Annotated in this window: 15 protein-coding genes; 1 reads left to right on the forward strand and 14 read right to left on the reverse strand. The window is 61.0% G+C overall.

Translation table 11 applies throughout. The features are described from left to right. Window positions 1-127 precede the first annotated feature (127 nt). On the reverse strand, window positions 128-880 hold the full coding sequence (locus ASB57_RS26235) for an SDR family oxidoreductase (protein ID WP_057654831.1): 753 nt from the start codon (window positions 878-880) through the stop codon (window positions 128-130). Window positions 881-1,090: 210 nt separating this feature from the next. Between ASB57_RS26235 and ASB57_RS26240 the strand changes: the two genes are divergently transcribed. Beyond that, on the forward strand, window positions 1,091-2,032 hold the full coding sequence (locus tag ASB57_RS26240) for an AraC family transcriptional regulator (protein ID WP_057654832.1): 942 nt from the start codon (window positions 1,091-1,093) through the stop codon (window positions 2,030-2,032). A 139-nt stretch (window positions 2,033-2,171) separates the two neighbouring features. Here ASB57_RS26240 and ASB57_RS26245 read toward each other — a convergent pair whose 3' ends face one another. From ASB57_RS26245 to ASB57_RS26305, 13 genes are all read right to left on the reverse strand, one after another. Continuing rightward, complete coding sequence (locus ASB57_RS26245) at window positions 2,172-3,158, reverse strand: PotD/PotF family extracellular solute-binding protein (protein ID WP_057654833.1); 987 nt, start codon at window positions 3,156-3,158, stop codon at window positions 2,172-2,174. Between the two features lie 106 nt (window positions 3,159-3,264). Next, on the reverse strand, window positions 3,265-3,954 hold the full coding sequence (locus ASB57_RS26250) for a GntR family transcriptional regulator (RefSeq protein ID WP_057654834.1): 690 nt from the start codon (window positions 3,952-3,954) through the stop codon (window positions 3,265-3,267). Window positions 3,955-3,958: 4 nt separating this feature from the next. Continuing rightward, window positions 3,959-4,735, reverse strand: a complete 777-nt coding sequence (locus ASB57_RS26255; RefSeq protein WP_057654835.1) for a class II aldolase/adducin family protein — start codon at window positions 4,733-4,735, stop codon at window positions 3,959-3,961. Between the two features lie 33 nt (window positions 4,736-4,768). Then, window positions 4,769-5,422, reverse strand: a complete 654-nt coding sequence (locus ASB57_RS26260) for a DUF1028 domain-containing protein (RefSeq protein WP_057654836.1) — start codon at window positions 5,420-5,422, stop codon at window positions 4,769-4,771. A 16-nt stretch (window positions 5,423-5,438) separates the two neighbouring features. Next, the gene (locus tag ASB57_RS26265) at window positions 5,439-6,242 is read right to left on the reverse strand and encodes an ABC transporter permease (protein WP_057654837.1); all 804 of its coding nucleotides are present in this window, start codon (window positions 6,240-6,242) and stop codon (window positions 5,439-5,441) included. Beyond that, complete coding sequence (locus tag ASB57_RS26270) at window positions 6,242-7,132, reverse strand: ABC transporter permease (RefSeq protein WP_057654838.1); 891 nt, start codon at window positions 7,130-7,132, stop codon at window positions 6,242-6,244. The genes ASB57_RS26265 and ASB57_RS26270 overlap by 1 nt, the downstream gene beginning before the upstream one ends. A gap of 2 nt (window positions 7,133-7,134) precedes the next feature. Next, window positions 7,135-8,244 carry an ABC transporter ATP-binding protein gene (locus ASB57_RS26275; protein ID WP_057654839.1) on the reverse strand — a complete coding sequence of 370 codons (1,110 nt, stop codon included), beginning with the start codon at window positions 8,242-8,244 and terminating at the stop codon, window positions 7,135-7,137. 10 nt (window positions 8,245-8,254) lie between these two features. Beyond that, window positions 8,255-9,436: a M20 family metallopeptidase gene (locus ASB57_RS26280; RefSeq protein WP_057654840.1), complete on the reverse strand. Its 1,182-nt coding sequence runs from the start codon at window positions 9,434-9,436 to the stop codon at window positions 8,255-8,257. Between the two features lie 43 nt (window positions 9,437-9,479). Continuing rightward, on the reverse strand, window positions 9,480-10,751 hold the full coding sequence (locus tag ASB57_RS26285) for an NAD(P)/FAD-dependent oxidoreductase (RefSeq protein WP_057654841.1): 1,272 nt from the start codon (window positions 10,749-10,751) through the stop codon (window positions 9,480-9,482). Between the two features lie 426 nt (window positions 10,752-11,177). Next, the gene (locus ASB57_RS26290) at window positions 11,178-11,942 is read right to left on the reverse strand and encodes a hypothetical protein (RefSeq protein WP_231755256.1); all 765 of its coding nucleotides are present in this window, start codon (window positions 11,940-11,942) and stop codon (window positions 11,178-11,180) included. Beyond that, window positions 11,930-12,838, reverse strand: coding sequence for an SMI1/KNR4 family protein (locus tag ASB57_RS26295; RefSeq protein WP_231755257.1), 909 nt, complete (start codon window positions 12,836-12,838; stop codon window positions 11,930-11,932). Before ASB57_RS26295 ends, ASB57_RS26290 begins: the two co-directional genes overlap by 13 nt. Before the next feature lie 45 nt (window positions 12,839-12,883). Beyond that, a complete protein-coding gene (locus ASB57_RS26300; RefSeq protein ID WP_057654843.1) occupies window positions 12,884-13,594 on the reverse strand; it encodes a hypothetical protein in 711 nt (236 codons plus the stop codon). 81 nt (window positions 13,595-13,675) lie between these two features. Next, window positions 13,676-14,614, reverse strand: a complete 939-nt coding sequence (locus ASB57_RS26305; protein WP_057654844.1) for a LysR family transcriptional regulator — start codon at window positions 14,612-14,614, stop codon at window positions 13,676-13,678. Window positions 14,615-14,638: the final 24 nt, after the last annotated feature.

Raw genomic sequence — 14,638 nt, forward strand, 5'->3', positions numbered from 1 at the left:
GTTCCAACGCTGTGGTGGGGCCCAGTTCCCCATCACGCCGGCATTGTTGAACGCGAAATCCAGCCGGCCGAATCGTTCGACCGTCGTGCCTGTGGTTTATCGGTTAGCTGCGGTGCGAGCGGCGGTTTTAAGGTTGGTCTGTCGGCCGAATTACGATCTCATTGATGGCCACACGCCGAGGACTCGTGACGATGAATTTCACCGATTCTGCAACGTCTTCAGCGTGCAGACGCTCGACCTCGCCGAACGCCGCCTTGAATCCTTCCCACTGGCCCTCTTGGGCCCATAGTTCGGTGGTGGTGGCCCCAGGTTCGACGACCGAGAATCGGATCGACTGGCGGGTAAATTCTTGGCGCCACGCCTCTGTCGCTGCCGTTACCGCGAACTTCGTGGCGTTGTAAATGGCGACTTGTGCTGCGGCGACGCGGCCAGCGACCGAAGAAATATTTACGACATCAACCACTTTTCTTGGACTTGTGCCCACGGCGTCCAACAAGTGGGGAAGCGCTGCTTTCGTAACGTACATGAGTGCACGAAAATTAACATCCACCATACGGTCCCAATGTTCAAGCGGCGCCTGGACCGAGGGGCCATTGAGCATGACCCCCGCTGCGTTTACGAGCGTATCCAGCCTGCCGAAACGATCGATTGTCTCGTGCATGACCTGCACCGAGGCTGCGGCACTCGAGATATCAGCCGTGATTGCGAGTGCGTTGGCGCCGATCTCCTGCGCCAACGCCTGCAAACGGTCAGCGCGCCGAGCGACGAGCACGACCTTCGCACCTTCGGCTGCAAGCTGTAGGGCCGTGGCGTGCCCAATGCCGCTTGATGCTCCGGTGATCAGGGCAACAGTACCCTTGAGTTTTTCAGAATCAGACATGTGAACTCCTGGTTGAGATCGAACGTCATGTCGCCGTCGATTCAGCGCGACGCACGGGAAATCAGGTTTTCACTGTAGGGGCCAGGCGACCAGAGGCGGTAGTCCGATCCTTCCTTATCATTGCCTAATCCTCTAGCCAGGTATATTTTTTGGGAAATGTTTTATCTTGCTCAGTGCATACTTGCGCGGCCTGATCGGAGAACCCCAGATATGCAGGAACCAGACGATGTCGACCGTGATCGTCGCAAGGAAACTGAAGCAATCCGCACAAGGTTGGCGGCGAGAGTCTCAGAATTTGTAGGAGACAACGAAGAGCGGCGATCTGCCCTCCCAAGCTTATCCTTCGCCAAGGTGCTAGAGCCAACCGCTCCGAGCGCTTACGTCTACGAGCCGAGCATCAGCTTGATCGTGCGTGGCCGAAAGCGTGTGCGTCTGGGCAGTGAGACATACGTCTACGATGCGTCGCGTTTTCTCCTGACGGCCGTCAATCTTCCAACCGTGACACAAGTCCTGGAAGCTACGCCAGATGAACCGTATATCTCAATGCTGATACGGTTGGATCTGCGCGAGGTCAGGCTGACCATTGCAGACATTGCCACGCGATCAGGGTGGAAGGCTGCAACAGGGTCTGCGATGGCAACCGGGCCAGCCTCCATTGAGCTTTTCGGCGCGGTGGAGAGATTAGTGGAGATGCTTCACATCCCAGATGATTTGGCTCACCTGGGCAGGTTGATCGAAAAGGAGATCATCTATCGAGTTCTTCGCGGCCCCGCTGGTGCACGCCTCTGGAATATCGCAATGACCGGGACGCAAAGTCACAAGGCCGCCGCAGCGGTATCTTGGCTACGGGAAAATTTTACGTGCCCATTGAGTGTGGAAAGATTGGCTGGGCTTGCGGAAATGGGCGTATCGACGCTGCATCACCATTTTCGTGCGATGACGGCAATGAGCCCGCTGCAGTTTCAGAAGCAGTTGCGTCTGCATGAAGCTCGCAGGCTTCTTCTAGGAGAAGACATAGATGCAGCGACTGCCGCGACGCGCGTCGGCTACGAAAGCGTGACCCAATTCAATCGAGAATATCGACGTCTTTTTGGAGCGCCTCCCATCCGGGATGTGGCGCCTCTGCGCTCGCCCAAGCCGTCAAAGGCTTGAGCAATCGAACGCGATCAAATATCGACGTTCCGAACACGTTGAATTTTCAGGATTCCGCCTTGCGGGACCCTCGACAAGATCTCTGTCCAACGGGAGCGGCCAGGTTTCGGCCGGCATCACGCCGGCCGATTTCCCTGCCTTACTTGGCGATTTCGTTATTGAACCGCTCCGTCCAGGAGGCGATGTTCTGGTTGATGTAGGCTTCGTCCATCGACACCTTGTCGGCTTCCTTGGGCAACTGGTCTGCCAGCATCGCCGAGGGCTTGGCGTTGACGTTAACCGGGGCCATATTCAGGCTGCCCGCGACGGCTTCGTTTTCCTGGGCGCCAATGATGAAATCGATGAACCGGGCAGCGGAGTCCTTCTTGGGGCCGTTGACCAGCATCATCACGTCATAGCTCATGATGGCGGGTTTGGGACTGACGACCTTCACCGCCACGCCCGCGTCGGCCACGCGCTTGCCCGCCGCGGGCGGCACCACCAGCACGGCCACCTCGCCCTGCGCCAGGGCATTGCGGGCCTGGGCGTCGGAGGTCAGGAACACGCTCACCTGAGGCTTGAGCTTGGTCAGCATCTCGAAACCCTTGGCGGAGTCGGTGGTCGTCCCGCCGAAGGCCAGTGAAGCCAGCATCAGCATGCGGCCCTGGTAAAAGGTCATGGCCGGAACGCCCAGCTTGCCCTGCAGATCCTTGCGGGTCCACAGTTCCTGGAAGGACGTGATGGGCTCCTTGACCAGGTCAGGGCGGTAAACGATGGACATGGGGTAGCCGTAGGCCGCGGCGTAATAATCCGTCGCCGCGCCCTTCGAAACTTGTGCCAGGTTGGGCATCGTGTCCTTGGGCAGCGGGGCGAACAGCGCCTTGTCGCCGCTGGCGCGGGTCGCGACGGAGTCGGTCGTGAACCACACATCGACCTCGGACCTTTCGCGCATGGTCTGCAGCTTGGTCAGGCCTTCACCCGAGGAGGCCTGGGTCATGACGTTGACCTTGATGCCTGTCTGCTCGGTGAAGCGCTGGCTGGCCGCCTTGATGGAGGATTGCCAGGTGGTGCCCCAGAGCATGACGTTGATGGACGTGTCTGCCGCGAAGGCCGGCGCGACCGACGTCAGCAGGACGCCGGCGGACATGGAAAGTAAAACAGGACGAAACCGGGACAGAAACGACATGCGAACCCCTTGCAGAAATTATGAGAATTAAATGAACAGCTTCACAGACAACAGCATCGGAACAGCGTCATACGAATAGCGGCTTTTTCTTTTTCTTGGATTTGGTCTTCTCCACGCTGTGGCTCAGGTGCAGGCGGACCATGCGCTCGGCCTTCTTCCCGTCCTTGTGGCGTAAGGCGTCGACGATCTCGGCGTGATGGCGCAAGGCGGTCTTGGTATCGCGGGAGGTATAGCGCCGCAGCTGCTCCTCCTGGATGAAGAAGTCGCGCAGGTCCTCGACCATCTGTATCAGCCTGGGCGAGCGCGACGCCTGCAGGATCTTGCGATGGAAGCGGTTGTTGAGGTCGGCGCGCTCGCGCACGGCATCCAGCGGCAGGTCGAGGCTGGACTTGAGCATCTGATCAAGCTCGGCCAGTTCCTCCCGGACGATGTGCTGGGCCGCCAGGCGGGCCGCCATGCCTTCAAGGGCTTCGCGGATCGCGAAGATGTCGTCGAGATCATGCTGCGTGTCCACGACTTCGACGCCGCCGCCTGGAAGAACCGCCACCAGCATGTCGCTGGTCAGGCGCGAAATGGCCTCGCGCACGGGCGTGCGGCTCATGCTCAGGCGCTCGGCCAGGTCGAGCTCGACCAGGCGGGTGCCCGGCTTGATCTCGCCGCTGAGTATGGCGAGCCGCAAGCGGCGATAAGCGCGGTCGGCCACACGGCCGCCATCGTCGACGGTCATGGCTTCGGGCGGATTCTTGCCTGTGAGCATGGGATCAGTCGAGATAGGAGGTGGGATCGGCGGGCTGCAGGCGGCGCAGCATGGACTTCCATTCCAGCGTGATGGACGAGGTGGATGGATTCTGCGCGTGCTTTTCCACGCTGCGCTCGTATTGGCGCGCTGTGTGCTCGCGCACCGCTTCCGGCACGTGCGCGATCTCCTCGCCCGTTGCCTGGAAAGCCAGCTGGGCCTCGCAGGCGCAATTCAGATTGCGCATCAGGATGAAGGTGTCGGCTACGCTGTTGCCCAGAGTGATCATGCCGTGGTTGCGCAGAACCACGGTCCGGTGGACCGGGCCCAGGTCCTTGATCAGGCGCTCGCGCTCGGCCAGGTCCAGGGCGATGCCCTCGTAGTCGTGATAGGCCACGCGGTTGTGGAATTGGTAAGACCACTGGTTTGCCGGCACGATGCCGCATTTCAGGCTGGACACGGCAACGCCCGCGACGGTGTGCAAGTGGATGACGCAGCCCGCATCCTCGCGCGCCATGTGGATGGCGCTGTGGATGGTGAAACCTGCCGCGTTCACCTCGTATGGCGTGTCTTCGAGGACGTTGCCGTTCACGTCGATCTTGACGAGGTTCGAAGCGGTAATGTCGCGAAACAGCACGCCATGCGGATTGATCAGGAATTGATCGTGATGGCCGGGCACCCGCGCGGACAGGTGGGTCCAGATGCTGTCTTCAAACCCGAAATAGGCCACGAGGCGATAGGCCGCGGCCAGATCCCTGCGGACCTCGCGCTCCTGTTCCGTCATGCCGGAAAGTGTGGACATCGTTTTTGCTCCAGAAATTTTCAGTTATTCAAATCACACAACCGCCAGTTGCGGCGCCGAAGCCCGACTGATGTAACCCGCCATCTTCGGCTCGTAATCTTTCCACAGGCCTTCCAAGGCATCCAGCGGGCGCCACTGGCCATCGACGCGCAAATCGACGATGGGCCAGCTGAGGTCGCTGCTGACCTGCAGGCCCGCCGAATAAAGTTCGCGCACCTCGCCGCCTTGCTCCAGGCCCGCTCGCAGCGCCCGCAACAGGCGGGCCGCCAGCGGCAGGTCCGCTTCGGCCTCGAAGGCCGTGATCATCGCGGCGGGGATGTTCGTGTTGGCCAGCAGATTGCCGGCTGCGCCGCAGTGCCGGCCGTGCGCCATGGCGATCGTGGGCAGGCAGCTCGAACCGGTGTGCTGCGCAACCTGGCCCTGCGCGTCCATGACCTGCAACTGCCTGTAGTCACGGCCGGAGTCGCCGGTCCTCAGCATGTCGAGCACTTCATGGGGCGCGCGGCCCCGCTCCAGCAGATCCAGGCCCAGCGGCCCCAGGCCGGGATCCGTCAGGTTCTGCGTCGCCACCACGCCGACCTTGCCGCGCGTCCAGGCACAGCGGCTGGCCACGCAGACACTGGACGACGTGACAGCCATGCCGACCTGTCCGGTGCGTTCGCAATACCCCACAATGGAAAACGTCATGGTCTTATCTCCAAAATCACTCAACCTGGAACATGCGATTCAGACCCACGTAGCGGCTGGCCAGCAGCATCAGGCCCGTGGATATCAGCATCAGCAGCAAGGACATCGCCGCGATGGTGGGATCGTCGTAATCGCGTATGTAGCTATAGGCCTCGACGGGTAGCGGCGTGGAGTTCGTCGATGAAAGAAACACCGCAACCGAAAAGTTGTCGACAGCCTCGACAAACACGAAGATGCTTCCGGCGAGCATGCCGGGCCGCAACTGCGGCAGGATCACGTACCAGAACACGGACCACTTGCCCGCGCCCAGGTTGAGCGCAGCTTCTTCCAGTTCCGGACGCAGGCCGTGCATATTGGCGACCAGCGCCCGCACCGCGTAGGGCATGGTGAAGCACGTCATGCCGATGAGCAACGGTGTGAAGCCGGACCCCATGCCCGCCTTGTTGAGGAATATCAGGAAGGCGATGCCCGTGACCACGCCGGGGATGACCAGGGGCGACATGATGACGGCGTTGAGGAAATCGCGTCCGGGAAAGCGTCCGCGTACCAGGGCGTAGGCAGCGGGCAGCGAAATGGCCAGCACGATGGGAATGATGATCAGCCCAAGTTTCATGCTGACGCCGAATGCCTGTAAAAAGCGGTCGTTCTCGAAGAAGCTGTGGAACCACCTCAACGACAGCCCCGTGATAGGCAGCGTGAAGTACTGCGTGGGGTTGAAGGCGTAAACGCACAGGAAGGCCACCGGCAGGACCAGAAATGCGCCGCACAGCAGCGCGACGGACAAGGTGGATACGGAATAGCCGCGAAAATCCCTGGACATCAGTGGCCCCCCGTCAGACGGCCACGCCGCGACAGATTCTGCAGATAAGAAAACAGCCACACGAAGAACAGTGCGATCACCAGGAATACCGTGGCGATGGCCGCCGCGTAGGGCACGTTGAAAGTGGAAAAGATATTCTCATAGATGGAGTTGGCCACCATCCGCATGCGGCCCCCTCCCAGCACCAGCGGGAACGCAAAGGTCGACAGCGAGATCGCGAACGATAGCGAGCAGGCCGCCACGATGCCAGGCATCGAAAGGGGCAGAGTTACGCGCAGGTAGGTTTGCAGCCGGCTCGCGCCCAGGTTGATCGCCGCATCTTCCAGGTTTCTATGCACGTTCTTGAGCGGACCCATCATGGTCAGGATGAAGAACGGCAGTACAAAGTGCAGCAACGCAATGAAAACACCCGTTTCGTTGTAGACCAGCTGCAAGGGCTTGGCTATGACCCCGAGTTTCATCAGAAGGGAGTTGACCAGGCCACGATTTCCCAGGATGACCAGCCATGAATAGGCCCGGGTGATGGATCCTGACAGGAAGGTCATGATCACCGCGATGAACAGCCCGTTGCGCAGCCACTGCGACTGCGTGCGGACGATGACATAGGCCACCGGGTAGCCCAGGACGAAGCAAACCACCATCACCCTGAACGAGATCCACAGGGTCTCGACCAGCACCATCAGGTCGCTCGGGGATTTGAAATAACGGATGTAGTTGTCCCAGGTGAACTCACCGTCGGGCCGCACCATCTGGCCGGACGTCCCCGCAGGCAGGAAGCTGGCATGGATAAAGATGGCGTATGCCCAGAAGAACACCAGCATGACCACCAACGCTGGAACCAGGCCCCAGCGCGACGCGCCCCGCGAATCGGCATTGAAAGCGGCGGCCATGTTCAGCGCCTCAGCAAGACGAAATCTTGCGCATCGCATGCAAGGCTCACGGGATCATCCGCGGCATGCAGCACATCGGCCTGGCGCCGGGCTTGCTCAACCCGCAAGGTGCCCAGGCCGGCGGTTTCCACCTCGTAGATCACGGAACTTCCGAGATTCATGCACAACGAAACCTTGCCCTGGGTCGACCAGGAAGCCCCCGCGCTGGAGGGCTCGCGAGCGGACAGCACTTTGATCGCGCTGGGACGCACGGCAAGGTGCGTGCCTTCCTCGTTCGAAGGCTCACGTGAGGCCTGCACGGCGATTTCCTGGCCGTCGGCCAGTCGGGCGCGCCAGACCGAGCCCTCGCCGCCAACCACTTTGCACGGCAGCACATTGGAGTTGCCAATGAAGGTCGCCACGAAATGCGAAGTCGGCGCATCGTAGATCTCCAGCGGCGTGCCGAACTGCTCCAACACGCCATGGTTCATCACCGCGATGTAATCGGAAATGGCCATGGCTTCCTGTTGGTCGTGCGTGACGCAGACCGTGGTGACGCCCACGCTTTTCTGCAGCTTGCGCAATTCGACCTGCATTTCCTCGCGCAGGCTCTTGTCCAGAGCGCCGAAGGGCTCGTCGAGCAGCAGTACCTTGGGATCGGTCACCAAGGCCCGCGCCAGCGCGGCGCGCTGCTGCTGGCCGCCCGACAGCTGAGCCGGCATCCGGTCGGCCAGGTGCGACAGGCGTACCATTTCGAGAGCTTCGCCAGCGCGCACGCGGGCCTGCGGCTTGGGTATCTTGCGCATGCGCAGGCCGAACATGACGTTTTCGACAACGGACATGTGCGGGAACAGGGCATAGTTCTGAAAGACCATCGCCGTTTGGCGGTGCGACGGCGCCACGCCGTTCATGTCGTTGCCGTCGATCAGCACGCGACCCTGGCTTACGCCCAGGAAGCCCGCGATGCTGCGTAGCAGCGTCGACTTGCCGCAACCGCTGGGACCCAGCAGCGTCAACATGGCGCCAGGCGGAACATCCAGGCAGATGTCATTGAGCGCATGCATGTCACCGTACTTCTTGTGCAGATGGTCGATGGTCAGTCGTACGCTGCGGGTATGAACGTGTTCGGGCATAACTGGGGCGCTATCGGTTTATCAGATTGGGGAGTTGTTTGATCAGGCCGCAAAACAGCGCGCCGCGGTCAACGAGGCTTTGTATTTCCATGGTCTCGGCACGGCTGCAGATGTTGTGTGACACAGGGCCCAGGCCGTCCAGCGTGGGCAGACCCATCACCGCCGTGAAGTTGCCGTCGGAGCCGCCGTTGGCCAAGGGCGCCTCGAACACCGGGATGGACAGCTCCTGCGCCATGGCCTGCATTGCGCGCATCAGTGCTTGATTCGGCGCCGCGCCAGGATAGGCGGGACGGGTCAGGCCGCCTTCGACAGTAACCTCCACGCGCGGGTCGACACGGTCACCTGCGATATCGAAAATGGCCTGGTGCAGGCATTCGGCCTTGACCTGCGTTCGCGCGCGCAGATCGATATTGAGGAACGCCTCGCCGGGGATCACCTGCTTCGCCGTTCCGCCGTGAAATACGCCGACATTCACGACAGCGCCGGCGTCGGGATCGGACAGACCGTCGAGCGGCGCGACCTTGATGGCCAGTTCACGCACCGCACTGGCGCCCTTGCGATAGTCGTTACCGCAATGCGCGCTGCAACCTTTCGCGCGTATGAAATACACACCGAGCGCGCCGCGCGCGGTCACCACGCCGCCTCCCGGGCGGCCCGGCTCCAGCACAAGCACGGTGTCCATGTCGCGCGCTTCCTCTTCGATCAGCGGCCGGCTGCCGGCACTGCCTAGCTCTTCGTCGGGCACCAATACCCATTTAATCAGGGCGAAGTCATTGAAGTTCTGTTGCGCCAGCAGCTCCAGCACATGAAGCGCCATGACCAGCCCGGCCTTCATGTCGCCCACGCCGGGGCCGGTCGCCAGGCCGCCGTCGAGAAGCTGAAAAGGCCAATCGGCCACCGTGCCCTTGGGCCAGACGGTATCCAGGTGCCCCAGGATCAACAATTTCCCTTTGCCCGCGCCTTGCTTTTCGGCGATAAGCATCGTGCCGCGCTCGGCCACGGGCAAAGCACGCTCACGGACCACGAAACCAGCGGCAGACAGGCGTTCGGAAAGCACGCGACCCACGGCGTTGACGCCTTCGACATCGAGCGATCCGCTGTCCATATTCACCAGCGTCTTGAGGAGGGCGACCATGTCAGGCAGGCGGGCCTGCAGGCGGTCGCGGTCTGTTTGGAGAGTTTGTGTCGTCATCGTCGTCCGAACCTGGGAATCGTGCCTCTAACCTGGCCACGCATTACGACTGGCCAGCCAGCGAGGCCAGTTTGCGTGTCAGATAGTTCTGATATTCGTTCCTGATGGAGATCTGGCCGGCGAGGTATTTCGCGTCATGCCACACGCCAAACAGGAAGCTGGAGCCGCGATTACCTTGGAAAGGCAGGCCCAGGAAATAGATGCCCGGCTCTTTCGACATCCCGCGGTGGTGTATGGGGTTGTGGTTCTCGTTAAATATGTCCAGCTCGATCCAACTGAAGTCCCGCGCAAACCCGGTGGCCCACACAATCGAAGTCAGATTGGCCTCGGTTGGGTCAAGCTCCAGAACCGGATCGGTTTCGTAGAGGGTGGGCGGGAGGATGTTGTGCGCCTCGGGATCTTCCGGCAAGGGAAGGCCGTTGTAATCCACGTAGTCATCGGCTCGTTTCAGTGCCCTGAGGTAACTGCGGTTGCCGTACTCGATGTGCTCCTGAAGATTTTGTTCGAAGCGGAGGCGGCCATTGGCATACCCTTCGGTGCTTCCTAGCAGCACCACGCCTTCGGCCGCCATGCGGCGAAAGTCGAGCGACTTGCGCGGGTACACGCCGCTGATGGCGATCGGCACGTTTTGGGCATCGGGGTTGGCCTGGGTAAGGTCCCAGGACCCGGTTGCCCCGGACCAGAAGCCGCTGTCGACCTCGCGGTAGTACCTGGGCGGACGTTCGTGCCTGCCTATCGAAAGGTAAACCTTGCGCCCCGCCTTATTGAGTTCGTCCGCGATCTGGGCCCCGGAAGCACCCGCTCCCACGACCATGACGGCGCCCTCGGGCAACTGCGCAGGGTTTTTGTAGTGGTAGGAATGCAGCTGCGTGAGCCCGGGGATCTCCGGGACAATGGGGGGGATGACCGGGCGCTGGAAGGGGCCCGTTGCCGCAATGACGTTCATCGCCTCGAAATCGCCATCCGAGGTCTCTACCCGGAACCCCAACTGTTTGACGCGCTTGCGCACGGCCTTCACTTCCACCCCTGTGCGCAGAGGGGCCTTGATCTTTTCGGAATAGGCGACAAGGTAATCGGCGATGGTTTCCTTGGGTGGGAATACGCCCGGATCAGTGGGAATCGCCATCGTGGGCAGCCGGTCGTGCCAGGCCGGGCCATTGGCCTGCAAGGAATCCCATCTGGCGCTGCGCCAGGCCTCCGCGACGCGCGACCTTTCCAGGACCACGTGCTCGATTCCGCAGAGACTCAGATGCTCGCTCATCGAAAGCCCCGCCTGACCCGCCCCGACAACGATGGTGTTTATTTTCTCGGCCATGCTCTACCTTGCTTTGCTCTTGTTCCAGACGCATTTTTTCGACGGATCCTCGTGATCCGTCAGGCGCTGTCATGGCAGATAGACTACCGAGTTATCGGGCAAATACCATCCCTCTAGTGCATGCAGGACGACGATAAAAAACCAAAACTTTTTTCCACAATAATTTTATAACTCATTGTTTTTATTGGATAAATAAGTTTTAGCTTGATGTAAGGTCACAAAATTTCACGTCGAAAATCGCTCGATTTTCTGATGTTTTCTGCATGCAGGAATTTGGCGATCAGATCGCTCATTTTGGGTCTGCACAATAGTGGGGCTGACTGCCCCACTATTTGCCTCAAATCGGTGCGAAGACATGGGCAAGGCGCAATCGGTATCCGCCCCGATCGTCGGATGAACGACCTCGCGGCCTGTCGCGTTCGCGTGTCAAACGACCGTTCGCGGCCGGTCGCGGCCCTCGTAGTACACCTTGGCAGGGTAGTTGTAGTTCCGGCCCCGCGCGGCACACCATTCGGGAAACGAGCCCAAAGCATGCTCGGAATACGCCCGCCAATCTTCGATGAGGCAATCGAAGTACCGCAGTTCGGAAGAACGGCGCGCAACTGCCTCTGCGGCCGGGGCGTCCGCTATGAGGGTTCTGGCAAGTTCCAGCGCCGCCGCTGCGTACTCGAGCGAGCCGATGAAAACCGACTCATCGAGATGATGCGTTGCATGATCGACATCCCCGATCGCGAAGTCGATCAATAGCGTTCGTACTGGAACGTCGTCCGGGCACATCGACAATGCCCGCGCAAGCAGTTCACGGTCGCGATTGAGCATGCCTAGCCATCGCACAGGTGCACACGCGTTGGTATCTTCCCGCATCCACGCTTCCAACGTCGGCAGCAGGAAACGTTTGATGAGCGGTTGGGCCAGAAAATGATGCACGCCTTGAGTGCGAGCGTTGATTTCAAGTATCTGTGTCGTTGCCAGCCTCGCTGTCGAGCTATCGAACGAACGCGTTTCCTCAAGGTACCGTTCCAGCGCAAGGAATGCATCGCGCCGTAATCCCAGCTCGCGAAAGCGGCAATAGGCGGCAAGCGGCTTGAGATGCTCGTCAGCCTCCAGCTGTTGCGCGATTTGGAGCAAGCCTTCGAAATTGTCTTTGTTCCAGTAGTACATTGCGTCGTCAAGACCGGTCAATACATCCACTTATCGACAATCGCGTCGCCCAGATGGCGGCGCAGCGTATCTTCGTCGTCTTCCTGCTCGTGGACTTCCAGCAGGCATTTGTACATCAACGCGTCGAGATAGCCGCCAACGTCCGAAAACATGCGCGTGAGCATGGGCGCCGAATCGTGGTCGAAATACCAGACTTCTCCGGTTTCCCGGTGGAAGCACCACACGTTGCCGTTGCCTAGATAATCGCCGAAGGCCACCAGTTGGTCGACTAGCTGCCATTGCGCCTCGGCGTCGTGCGCGTCTTCCAGGATGTCGGCGATACCGGGATAGGCCGCTCGCAGCGGTTCGATACTGGCGAGGTCAGCCTGTGTCACGCTGCATAAGTTTTCGCATAGGTTCAGTGCACCGATCCGCGTGTGATAAGCGCGCAGCAATGGGGGCAGGGGGCAGCCCAGGCGCTGTTCCAGCGCGTCCAGCTCGGCGCGACTGGAAGGCGCCAGTCCGGCCTGGCTGGCATGGCCTTCCCACAAGTCGGCATAGGCCCGCGCGCAGGCCTGCCACCACGCCAGGCGCTCATCGTCCGTCGCGTGCGTCGGCCATTCGAGCGGCGGGGGGTGATCATCCGCGCTGGCGCTGGGGACGGCGCGATCCAGTTGGAAGGACAGGGCGGAAAGCAGGGCGTCGTCGTCGGACCCGGCACCGGCGAAAACCCGCCGCAACGCACTTACCGTCAGCCAGGGGCGATACCCCATGCGCGGAGGGGCGCCGTCAGCCTGCACAAGAAAGCGCGCGGCCGGCCCCAGCAATACGGCATAACCGCCGTCGCCATCGGGTAACGCCAGGTTTTCAGGCAGGGCGACGCGATCGGTGTCCGGCAGGGTGGCCAGTTCCGAGATCAATTTCCGCAGGTTGGTAAAAAGCTTCATGGTTCGCAGCAATGTTTTTTCGCAGAGCGGTGCATGGCCAATCGGCTAAGGGCGATGCCCGTACGCCAGAATGACGCCGCGATCGGCCAGAAAAGGCTGCCAGCCTCCGCGCCACAGTTGATATGTCGTCCGGCAAATCGCGTCCAGCCTGGGGTTGAGCAGGGGGCCGGTAACCCAATCACGTAGCTCGTAGAAATTGCCGGCTGCCGCGTATAGCGGTTCGGTGAGGAATAAACGAGCCGCCAGGGCGGGCAGTTCCTCCAGCGTATTTTCCGTGAAGAGGTCGTCTTCGAATAACTCGGCAATGCGGCCGGCGCGGGACAGCGCTTGACTGCCGTCCGGCGCGTGTCGATCAACCAGCGTGACGTCGGTCCAATCGACTGGCTCATGCAGGTTGAGGCCGGCGTTGTCTATATGGGCTCCAAGTTCCTGGAGCAGTGCGCGGGCCTGCGCCTCGGACAAGCGAATATCTTCGTTCATGAAACTGGAGAAGCGAGCCAGCATTTCCTTGCCTCGCGGGAACAATGCAAAGCAGTTCCGCCAGGTCTGGGGTGTGGCCTGAACCAGCCCGAAGATCAGCCGATGATCCGTATCGACATCTTCCGGAAGCTTATCGGGACGGGCATATTCCTCGTCGTCCCGCAAGGCGCTGTCTTCATCAAAGATGCCGTGCCACTCCGTCTGCCAGGTCCCAAGCTGCTGCGTGAGCCAGCGATTCCTTTGGCTGTGAAGATCTTCTCGTTCGGTTGAAACCATTGTCGGCTCGGGGCTTGCGTCAAAGCGTTAGAAGTAACACAGCGCCCGGATAACGCGGATCTGTTTCGCCCGCGCCTGCTGTCAGGCCGCTTCGGCGCCTGGCGTAATCAGCCGATAGGTATCCGCGCCCGCCGCGGCTTTCAAGGCATCGATGATGCGGGCGGATAGCGCCGGTACCAAGGGATGAACCTGCTGTCCCTGCAAGGTCGCGATGCCGAAGCGGTATTCGATGGCCGGACGGAAAGGGCGCCGTTCAATGGGCAAGTCCCGGTTCAGGCTGGCCAGCAGGCCATTGACGATGGACACGCCCAAGCCCTGCGCCACGAACCGGCAGGCCATGTCCACCGAGTGCACCTCGGCACGTATCCGAGGCCGCACGCGCGCATGGCGGAATGCCATGTCGATGTCATGGCGCAACGGCCGCTGCCGTCCCAGCAGCACCAGATCGACATCGTCCAGATCACTCGCCGCGATCTCGTTCAATCGCAACAGCGGATGACCCGCCGGCAAAATACAGACAGCCTCGGTCGACATGAACGGTGCCACGTCCAGGCCATGGTTCTGAGTGGGAATGCGCAGCAGCGACATATCGACCTCCCGCCCTAGCACCGACAGCTCCCCGTGTTCGTAAGCACCCGAAAACACTTCAAGTACCGCCTCCGGATGGTCCGCCATGAAAGCGCTCGCCACGCCGGGCATGATCAGATGCGCGATGGTGGTGGGCATCTGCACGCGGATCAAGGTCCGGCGCGGCCCGCCCAGCCTCAGCTGATTCACATGGCGGTGAAATCCGTTGGCGCCCGCAAGCATATGCTCGGCATCCGGCAGCAGCGCTTCGGCCTGCTCGGTAGGATGCAGCCGCCCCTTGCGTCGCTCGAACAATGCTACGCCCAGGTCTGCCTCGAACTGGCTTAGCAGCCGGCTGACCGCCGACTGCGACAAGCCCAGGCGATCGGCCGCCTCGATAGTCGACCCCGTAGTCATGAAGGCCCGGAACGCTTCCAGCTGTTTGTAATTCATGGCGATATAAGAAGAAGAACGGGC

The sequence above is a fragment of the Bordetella sp. N genome (assembly GCF_001433395.1).
Taxonomy (GTDB): Bacteria; Pseudomonadota; Gammaproteobacteria; order Burkholderiales; family Burkholderiaceae_B; genus Bordetella_C.

What these genes read in the sequence shown, in the direction of transcription:
- ASB57_RS26245 (WP_057654833.1), bottom strand. Translation starts at nt 3,158, where the DNA reads ATGTCCGCCGGCGTCCTGCTGACGTCGGTCGCGCCGGCCTTCGCGGCA.
- ASB57_RS26235 (WP_057654831.1), bottom strand. Translation starts at nt 880, where the DNA reads ATGTCTGATTCTGAAAAACTCAAGGGTACTGTTGCCCTGATCACCGGA.
- ASB57_RS26265 (WP_057654837.1), bottom strand. Translation starts at nt 6,242, where the DNA reads ATGTCCAGGGATTTTCGCGGCTATTCCGTATCCACCTTGTCCGTCGCG.
- ASB57_RS26275 (WP_057654839.1), bottom strand. Translation starts at nt 8,244, where the DNA reads ATGCCCGAACACGTTCATACCCGCAGCGTACGACTGACCATCGACCAT.
- ASB57_RS26285 (WP_057654841.1), bottom strand. Translation starts at nt 10,751, where the DNA reads ATGGCCGAGAAAATAAACACCATCGTTGTCGGGGCGGGTCAGGCGGGG.
- ASB57_RS26240 (WP_057654832.1), top strand. Translation starts at nt 1,091, where the DNA reads ATGCAGGAACCAGACGATGTCGACCGTGATCGTCGCAAGGAAACTGAA.
- ASB57_RS26270 (WP_057654838.1), bottom strand. Translation starts at nt 7,132, where the DNA reads ATGGCCGCCGCTTTCAATGCCGATTCGCGGGGCGCGTCGCGCTGGGGC.
- ASB57_RS26280 (WP_057654840.1), bottom strand. Translation starts at nt 9,436, where the DNA reads ATGACGACACAAACTCTCCAAACAGACCGCGACCGCCTGCAGGCCCGC.
- ASB57_RS26250 (WP_057654834.1), bottom strand. Translation starts at nt 3,954, where the DNA reads ATGCTCACAGGCAAGAATCCGCCCGAAGCCATGACCGTCGACGATGGC.
- ASB57_RS26260 (WP_057654836.1), bottom strand. Translation starts at nt 5,422, where the DNA reads ATGACGTTTTCCATTGTGGGGTATTGCGAACGCACCGGACAGGTCGGC.
- ASB57_RS26295 (WP_231755257.1), bottom strand. Translation starts at nt 12,838, where the DNA reads ATGAAGCTTTTTACCAACCTGCGGAAATTGATCTCGGAACTGGCCACC.
- ASB57_RS26300 (WP_057654843.1), bottom strand. Translation starts at nt 13,594, where the DNA reads ATGGTTTCAACCGAACGAGAAGATCTTCACAGCCAAAGGAATCGCTGG.
- ASB57_RS26255 (WP_057654835.1), bottom strand. Translation starts at nt 4,735, where the DNA reads ATGTCCACACTTTCCGGCATGACGGAACAGGAGCGCGAGGTCCGCAGG.
- ASB57_RS26305 (WP_057654844.1), bottom strand. Translation starts at nt 14,614, where the DNA reads ATGAATTACAAACAGCTGGAAGCGTTCCGGGCCTTCATGACTACGGGG.